Source organism: Demequina sp. NBRC 110054, from assembly GCF_002090115.1.
Lineage (GTDB): Bacteria > Actinomycetota > Actinomycetes > Actinomycetales > Demequinaceae > Demequina.
This window is the reverse complement of the sequence record NZ_BBRK01000006.1, coordinates 588,237-596,753: the sequence shown is the minus strand read 5'-3', so window position 1 is coordinate 596,753 and position 8,517 is coordinate 588,237. Positions and strand designations below refer to the sequence as shown.

Genomic DNA, 8,517 nt, shown 5'->3' with positions numbered 1-8,517 from the left:
CTGCTCGTCGACGCCTTCGCGGCAGCGGTGGACGAGCACGACGCGGTTCACGCCGGCGGGTTCATGGCTCCCCTCAAGGGCGCGCTCGGCGTGACGTGCGACGAGTACCTGCCGCTGCGCCCCGGCGACGCCGCGGCGGTCGTCCTCGACGATGGCACCGAGCTGCCGTTCTCCGCGTGGGCCGAGGACCTCGCGCTTGCGGGCGCCGAGGTGATCGGCACCTACGCGGGAGGACCGGCGGACGGCGCGCCCGCCATCACACGACACTCCACCGGGGAGGGCCACGCCTGGTATGTCAGCGCCCAGCTGACGACGGACGCGCTCGCCGCGGTCTACGCACGCGTCTACGCCGACGCCTGGGTCGAGCCGCAGAGGCTCCCCGAGGGCGTCGAGGTCGTCACCCGTCGCGGTGACGAGGAGGACTTCGTCGTGGTGCTCAACCACGGCGACCAGGAGGTCCGACTGCCGATCGCCGGCACGGACGTGCTCACGGGTGGCATGCCCGTGGGCGAGGTGACGGTCGCAAGCGGCGGCGCAGCCGTCGTGCGCGTACCCCTCACGGGGCAGGGGGGTGAGGCCTGACCGCACCGCCCGACGTGTCGACGGCGCGGACCAGGCTCCGCCGGCACGTCACCCCTCCCGCACCGGACGATCCGGTCCGGACCCGAAACGCCCATCGCAACGGCGCGATCTCCTCGGAGGCGCGACTCGGGCACACACTGGAAGGAACCAGAACATGCGAACCAAGATCGGCATCGGCGCCGCGCTCGCGACGTCCGCACTGCTCCTGACCGCCTGCAGCGGCGGCGGCGACTCGACCTCGAGCGAGTCGGCTGAGCCCTCGTCCTCCGCGACCGCGGAGGCGACCGAGGAGGCCATCGACGCCACCGGCCAGACCCTCACCATCTGGGTCGATGAGAACCGCGAGCCCGCGGTCCAGGCTGCGGCCGAGACCTTCGAGGAGGAGACCGGCGCCACGGTGGAGCTGGTCCAGAAGAACTTCGAGGACATCCGTGCGGACTTCCTCGCCCAGGTCCCCACCGGTGAGGGCCCGGACATCACCATCGGTGCCCACGACTGGCTGGGTGCCCTCATCGAGGGCGGTGTCGTGAACACCGTCGACCTCGGCGACAACGCCGCCAGCTTCTCGCAGGTCGCGGTCGACGCCATGACCTACGACGGCCAGATCTACGGCATGCCGTACTCGACCGAGGCCGTGGCCCTCATCCAGAACGTCGACCTCGTCGGCGAGGACGCTCCCGCGACGTGGGACGAGATGATCCAGGCGGGCATCGACTCCGGTGCGGACCGTCCGTTCTGCATCAACACCAACGGCGAGACCGGTGACGGCTACACGGCGTACCCGCTCCAGACCTCGTTCGGCGCCCCGGTGTTCGTCCAGGAGGGCGGCTCCTACACCTCCGAGGTCGGCATGGGCGGCGAGGCCGGCGAGGCCTTCGCGCAGTTCCTCTACGACAACGGTGAGGACGGCACCGGCTACCTCTCGACCACGATCGACTACGACACGAACAACCAGCTCTTCAACGCTGGTGAGTGCGCGTACACCATCGCGGGCCCGTGGGTCCTCGGTTCGCTGACGGACGTCAACTTCGCCGTCAACGCGGTGCCGAGCGCCGGTGGCGAGACCGCCGCCCCGTTCGTGGGTGTCCAGGGCTTCTACGTCTCCTCGCAGTCGGAGAACGCGCTGCTCGCGAACATCTTCCTGAGCGACTACATCGCGACCCCCGACGCGATGCAGGCGCTCTACGACGCCGACCCGCGTCTGCCCGCATTCGAGGGCGTCGACACGTCGTCCGCCGAGTTCCCCGACGCGATCGCGGGCTTCCAGGCCTCTGCCGAGCAGGGCGTCCCGATGCCGTCGATCCCCGAGATGGGCTCGGTCTGGGACTTCTGGAACGCCGCCGAGTCGGCGATCATCAAGGGCGCTGACCCGTCCAAGACCTGGAACAAGATGATCACGGACCTCACCGCGGCCCTCGAGGGCTGATTCACCTCAACCGCGGGGTGGGGCGCGTGAGCACCCCACCCCGCGCACGCGGCTCGCGCCGCACAGGCGGCCCACCCCGCGCACGCGGCCCACGCCGCACAGGCGGCACCCACCGCGCATCATGAACGTATGACAGGAGAGCAGATGTCCACCGAGACCGAGGTTCCGGCGCCTCCGGCCGAGTCTCCCGCCCGCAGCTGGAGGGGCATCGGCTGGGGCTTCATCGTCAAGCTGATGCTGATGATGCTCGTCAACGCCGTCGGGCTCGCGATCATCATGTCCGCGTGGGGGATCGAGCAGTGGACGATCCTGTGGGTCTCGGTCGCGCTGCTCGTGGCGGCGAACTGGATCTACTTCGCCAAGCGGACTCTTCCTCTCAAGTACATCTTCCCCGGGCTCGTCTTCCTCCTCGTCTTCCAGGTGTTCGTCATGGGCTACACGGCCTACGTGGCGACTACCAACTACGGTGCGGGTCACAACGTCAACATGCAGCAGGCGGTCGACGCCGCGCTCATCCAGGACGAGCGCCAGGTCGAGGGCTCGCCGAGCTACCCACTCGCGGTCGTGCGCGACGGCGACACGCTCGGCTTCGCGGTCACGATCGACGGCGTCGTGCAGGTCGGCACCGAGGAGCAGCCGCTCGCGGCGGTCGACGGTGCGACCGCCGATGGCTCCGGCATGCCGACCGACATCCCAGGCTGGGAGATCGTCTCGGTTTCCGAGCTCCTTGGCGACCAGGCGCTCGCGCAGCAGGTCACCGACATCAGGGTGCCGGTCTCCGACGACGCGGACGACGGCTCGCTCCGCACCCGCAACGCCTCGACCGCGTCGATCTACAAGTCGACGCTGGTGTGGGACGAGGAGACCACGACCCTCACCAACACCGAGACGGGCGTGGTCTACACCCCGAACGAGTACGGCACGTTCGTCGGCGACGACGGCTCCGAGCTCACCGTCGGCTTCTACGTCAACATCGGCCTCGAGAACTTCACCAAGGCGGTGACCGACGAGAACTACGCGGGACCGCTCCTCAAGGTCACGCTGTGGACCTTCGCGTTCGCCTTCCTCACCGTGGCCTCGAGCTTCCTGCTCGGCCTGTTCTTCGCGCTCGTCTTCAACGACGACCGCATCAAGGGCAAGAAGGTGCTGCGGACGCTCTTCATCCTCCCGTACGCGTTCCCCGCGTTCATGTCCGCGCTCCTGTGGCGAGGCATGCTCAACGCGGAGTTCGGCGTCATCAACCAATGGTTCTTCTTCGGGGCCGACATCAACTGGCTCGGCGATCCGTGGCTCGCGCGCTTCGCGGTGCTGTTCGTGAACCTGTGGCTGAGCTACCCGTACTGGTTCCTCGTCTGCACCGGCGCGCTGCAGTCGCTGCCCTCGGAGACGACCGAGGCCGCCAAGATCGACGGCGCCGGCAAGTGGCGCATGTTCCGCTCGATCACCTTCCCGCTCCTCATGGTGTCGACGGCGCCGCTCGCGATCGCGTCCTTCGCGTTCAACTTCAACAACTTCACGATCATCTACATGCTCACCAATGGCGGGCCTCGCTTCACCGACGCCTCCGTGCCGCTCGGCAGCACCGACCTGCTCATCTCGGCGATCTACCAGATCTCCGGCATCGCAGGCGGTAGAGCCGACTACGGTCTCGCGTCCGCGCTGTCGGTGGTCGTGTTCATCGTCGTCGGCATCGTCTCCGCGATCGCCTTCCGTCAGACCAAGAAGCTCGAGGAGATCCAGTGATGAGCGCAGCACACGTCGTGGACGAGAAGCGCAGCACCGACGCCCGTCGCCGTCGCTGGTGGGTCGAGGTCGGCTGGAAGTACCCGTTCGCCGCGCTCATCATCTTCTACGCGGCCTTCCCCCTGGTCTTCGTCCTGTCCGCCTCCTTCGACGAGGGCGGCAACCTGCGCGGCACCGAGCGGCTGTTCAACTCGTTCACGCTCGACAACTTCGCGGGCCTGAGCGACACGCTGTTCTGGACCTGGGTCGCCAACACCCTCATCATCGGTGCAGCCGCCGCGATCGGTGCGGTCCTCATGGGTGCAGCGGCGGCCTACGCGTTCTCGCGCTTCCGGTTCAAGGGGCGTCGCACGTCGCTCACAGGACTGTTGATCCTGCAGATGTTCCCGCAGACGGTGGCCTTCGTCGCAGTCTTCCTGCTGCTGCTGTCGCTCGGCGAAGTCGTGCCCGCGCTGGGCATCAACTCGAAGCTCGCGCTGATCTGCGTGTATCTCGGCACCGCGCTGGGAGCCAATACGTTCCTCATGTACGGCTTCTTCAACTCGATCCCGACCGAGATGGACGAGGCCGCCAAGATCGACGGCGCGACCCACTCGCAGATCTACTGGCAGCTCATCATCCCGCTCGTGCGGCCGGTGCTCGCGGTGGTCGGACTGCTGGCATTCATCTCCGCCTTCGGCGACTTCATCCTCGCGAAGATCGTGCTCGTCTCCAACGAGAACTGGACGCTCGCGGTCGGCATGTACCAGTGGGTCTCGGACCAGCTGACGGCGCGCTGGGGGATCTTCTCCGCGGGCACCGTGATCGCCGCGGTCCCCGTCCTGATCCTCTTCCTCGTGCTCCAGCGCTACATCGTCGGCGGCCTGACCGCGGGATCCGTGAAGGGCTGATCCCGGGGTTTGCCCCACCCCTGACGCAGAGTGCTCCGTGACGGGAGCCTTGGGCGTGCTGTGCCAGGGGCCGCCATGCACCACCTCGCGCCCGTGCAGTCCCCTCAGCAGTTCGATCGATGATGACCGGAAGGGAACCTGAGTCAATGACGACGCGCACCCGGTGGAGGGCCCTCGTGGCCGCCGCCGCACTGACGGCGATGGCGATCGGGGGCGGCGCGGCCGCGACCGTCGCCACCGCGGCCGAGGACGACCCCGTCGAGGCGGGGATCACCGTCCCGAAGGTCGAAGGGATGGGGGAGGACTGGATCAACGGCGTCGACGTGTCGTCGGTCCTCTCGCTCGAGGAGTCCGGAGTCGTCTTCTATGACGACGAGGGTCACGAGGCGGACCTGTTCGAGGTCCTCGCCGATCACGGCGTGAACTGGGTGCGCGTGCGCGTCTGGAACGACCCGTACGACTCCGAGGGCAACGGCTACGGCGGAGGCAACGTCGACGCGGCGCGCGCGACCGAGATCGCGAAGCGCGCCACCGACGCAGGCATGCGGGTCCTCGTGAACTTCCACTACTCCGACTTCTGGGCGCACCCTGGCCAGCAGCAGCTGCCCAAGGCGTGGAAGGACCTCGACTCGCTCGACTCGTGGGAGGGCATCGACGAGGCCATCTGGACCTCGCTCGACACGGTCGGCCGACGCGCCGCCGTGGTCGAGCAGTACACCGCGGACACGCTCGCGGGCATGGTCGCCGAGGGCGTCGACGTCGGCATGGTGCAGATCGGCAACGAGAACACCTGGAACTCGACCGAGCAGATCGTCGAGCTCGGCGGCTGGGACGACTTCGCGACGATCGTGGCCGCGGGCTCGAGCGCGGTGCGCGCGACCGTGCCCGACGCGCAGGTCGCCGTCCACTTCACGAACCCCGAGCGCGGGCAGCAGTACAGCTACGCGCAGGCGCTCGAGGACCGCGGCGTCGACTACGACGTGTTCCTCACCTCGTACTACCCGTTCTGGCACGGCACGCTCGAGAACCTCACGAGCACGCTCGACGCGATCGCGACCGACTTCGACAAGGACGTGGCCGTCGCCGAGGTGTCGTGGGCGTACACGCTCGAGGACGGCGACGGCCACGAGAACACGATCCGCACGTCCTACGACCAGTACTCGATCTCGGTGCAGGGCCAGGCGCTCGCGATCCGCGACGTCATGCAGGCCGTCGCCGACGTATCTGACGGCCGTGGCCTCGGCACCTTCTACTGGGAGCCGGCGTGGCTCCCGGTGGGCGACGCGGACGATGTGGCGGCCAACAAGCTCCTGTGGGAGGAGTTCGGCTCGGGCTGGGCGACCAGCTACGCGGGCGAGTACGACCCGGACGACGCCGGGCTCTGGTATGGCGGATCGTCGTGGGACAACCAGGCGCTGTTCGACTTCGACGGCTACCCGCTCGAGTCGCTGAGCGTGTACGAGTACGCGGTGACCGGCTCGGTCGCGCCGCGCGAGGTCGACTCGGTCGAGTCGCCGAGCATCGCGGTCTCGGTGGGCGACGCGATCACGCTGCCGAGCGAGGTCCTCGTCAGTTTCACCGACGGCACCTCCGAGTCGCAGACCGTCACGTGGGGCACCGACGTGTCGTGGATGGATGGCGCGGGCCTCTACACGGCCACGGGCGAGACCTCGGGCGGCTATGACGTGACCGCGACCATCGAGGTCCTCGACCCGGACGCGGTCGGGGACAACCTCGTCACCAACCCCGGCTTCGAGGACGGCAGCACCGGCTGGACCGGCGAGGGCAGCGGCTACACGATCGGCGCGTGGACCGACCCGCACACGGGCAGCGCGTCCACGCACTGGTGGAGCGGCAGCGCCTTCTCCTTCCAGATCTCCCAGACGCTCACGGACGTCCCTGCCGGCACGTACCGGCTCTCGGCATACGTCCAGGGCGGCGACGCCGGACCGGACGACACGATCGTCGTGAGCGCCCAGTCCGGGATCTCGACGGTCACCGCGTCGGCGACGCTCGAGGGCTACGCCGTGTGGCAGAACCCCACGACCTCGCTGCTCAGCGTGTCCGAGGGCGGGACCGTCGACATCTGGATCGACTGGGACATGAGCGGCGGTGCCTGGGGCACGCTCGACGACGTGTCGTTCGCGCTCGGCGCCGACCTTCCCGACGCCGACCTCGGCACGCTCGAGGCGCTCGTCGCGCAGGGTGAGGCCGTCGACCGCGACGGCTACTCGGCCGTCTCGCTCCTCGCGCTCGATCGTGCGCTGAGCCGGGCCGCGTTCGTGCTCGGCTCGGACGCCCCGAGCCAGGAGTCCGTCGACGGCGCGGCCGATCAGCTCCAGGCGGCCCTGGACGGGCTCGTCGAGGGTGACGGCACGATCCCCGACCCGACCGTCGCACCGGTGACGCTCTCGTTCGTGGAGGGCGACAGCATCGTCCTGCCGGACACGGTCACCGTCGTCGCCTACGACGACTCGGAGACCACCGAGTCCGTCACCTGGAACGACGTGCTCGACCTGATCACGTCCGCGGGCGTGTACACGGTCACCGGCACGACGGAGGGCGGCTGGACCGCGACGGCCGAGATCACGGTGACGGCCAAGGACTGGATCGTCAACGGCGGCTTCGAGAAGGGCGTCTCGGACGTCTCGCCGTGGTCCATCACCGCGGGCCTTCAGTCCGACGACAGCTGGCCCGACGGCGCGGTGTCGAGCTCGTGGGTCGCCGAGTACTCGGACATCGAGGGCTCCTACGCGCTCAACGGCTGGTCCGACGCGAGCGCCGGCCCCGCCTTCTGGCTGTCGGCGTCGCAGGAGGTGGCGGCGCTGCCCGCAGGAACCTACGCGCTGTCCGCGACCTCGTCCGGCGGCAACGACAACCTCGGCGGCGCGGGAGAGACCACCTGGGAGCTCGGCGTCTGGGACGGCTCCACGACGAGCACCGTCGCGCTCGCGTTGCCCGGCTGGCCCGACCACGACACGCAGTCGGTGCAGTTCACGATCTCGGAGGCCTCGACGGTCAGCGTGTGGCTCTCCGCCGACATCGTGAGCGGCGACTGGACCTACGTCGACGACGTGTCGCTGGTCCGGGTGGCCGACGGCACGGTGGACACCTCCGCTCTCGAGGCGGCCCTCGCCTCGGGGGAGGCGATCGACACCACCGCGTACACCGAGGACACGGCGGCGGCGCTCGCGCTCGCGCTCGAGCGGGGCGGCATCGTGCTCGCGTCCTCGTCGACCACGCAGGAGGCCGTCGACGCCGCGGCCGCCGACATCGACGCGGCCATCGCGGCACTCGAGCTCCGGCCCGAGGCGGTCATCGTGATCGCGAGCACCGGCTCGGGCGAGGGCGGCGCCTTCATGCCCGGTGACGTCGTGGCGCTCGAGATGTCGGGCCTTCCCGACGGCGACCTCGAGGTCGGCATCGCGAGCGTCTACCAGCGGCTCGCCCAGATCACGCCGGTGGACGGCGCGGCTGCGGTGACGGTGACGATCCCGGCCGACACCGAGGCCGGCACGCATCACCTCCAGGTGCGGGACGGCGAGGGCGCGGTGCTCGCGGCGCAGGAGATCACGGTCCTCGCGGTCGAGGACGGGACCGCCGGCACCGGCGACGACGCCACGGACGATGCGGCGGAGTCCTCAGGATCCGACGACGGCTCGGACGCCGTCGCCGCGTCGGACGAGCTCGCGGAATCGGCCTCGGCCGACGAGGCGGACGCTCTCGCCCTCACCGGGTTCGGGCTGGCCTCGCTCGTCGCGCTCGCGATCGGGCTGCTCGGCCTGGGCGTGGCGCTGTCGATGAGGGTGACGCGCGGGCAGGACTAGCGGCTCCACGCACCGGCGCCCCGGCCCGGCCCCGCGAGGGGTCGGACCG

Annotated in this window: 5 protein-coding genes; all 5 read left to right on the top strand. The window is 69.5% G+C overall.

Features of this window, described 5'->3' with window-relative positions:
- The coding region (locus B7K23_RS15340; protein WP_200809865.1) for a beta-galactosidase trimerization domain-containing protein at positions 1-582 on the top strand (582 nt) is incomplete at its 5' end.
- A gap of 154 nt (positions 583-736) precedes the next feature.
- Positions 737-2,008 (top strand): extracellular solute-binding protein, encoded by a 1,272-nt coding sequence (locus B7K23_RS15335; RefSeq protein ID WP_084127541.1) that lies wholly within the window; start codon positions 737-739, stop codon positions 2,006-2,008.
- Positions 2,009-2,152: 144 nt separating this feature from the next.
- Entirely contained in the window at positions 2,153-3,751 is a 1,599-nt protein-coding gene (locus tag B7K23_RS15330) for an ABC transporter permease subunit (protein WP_143338334.1), read from the top strand.
- Positions 3,751-4,641: a sugar ABC transporter permease gene (locus B7K23_RS15325; protein WP_084127539.1), complete on the top strand. Its 891-nt coding sequence runs from the start codon at positions 3,751-3,753 to the stop codon at positions 4,639-4,641. The genes B7K23_RS15330 and B7K23_RS15325 overlap by 1 nt, the downstream gene beginning before the upstream one ends.
- Positions 4,642-4,787: 146 nt before the next feature.
- The gene (locus tag B7K23_RS15320; protein WP_084127538.1) at positions 4,788-8,468 is read left to right on the top strand and encodes a glycosyl hydrolase 53 family protein; all 3,681 of its coding nucleotides are present in this window, start codon (positions 4,788-4,790) and stop codon (positions 8,466-8,468) included.
- Positions 8,469-8,517: the final 49 nt, after the last annotated feature.

What these genes read in the sequence shown, in the direction of transcription:
- B7K23_RS15335 (WP_084127541.1), top strand. Translation starts at nt 737, where the DNA reads ATGCGAACCAAGATCGGCATCGGCGCCGCGCTCGCGACGTCCGCACTG.
- B7K23_RS15325 (WP_084127539.1), top strand. Translation starts at nt 3,751, where the DNA reads ATGAGCGCAGCACACGTCGTGGACGAGAAGCGCAGCACCGACGCCCGT.
- B7K23_RS15330 (WP_143338334.1), top strand. Translation starts at nt 2,153, where the DNA reads ATGTCCACCGAGACCGAGGTTCCGGCGCCTCCGGCCGAGTCTCCCGCC.
- B7K23_RS15320 (WP_084127538.1), top strand. Translation starts at nt 4,788, where the DNA reads ATGACGACGCGCACCCGGTGGAGGGCCCTCGTGGCCGCCGCCGCACTG.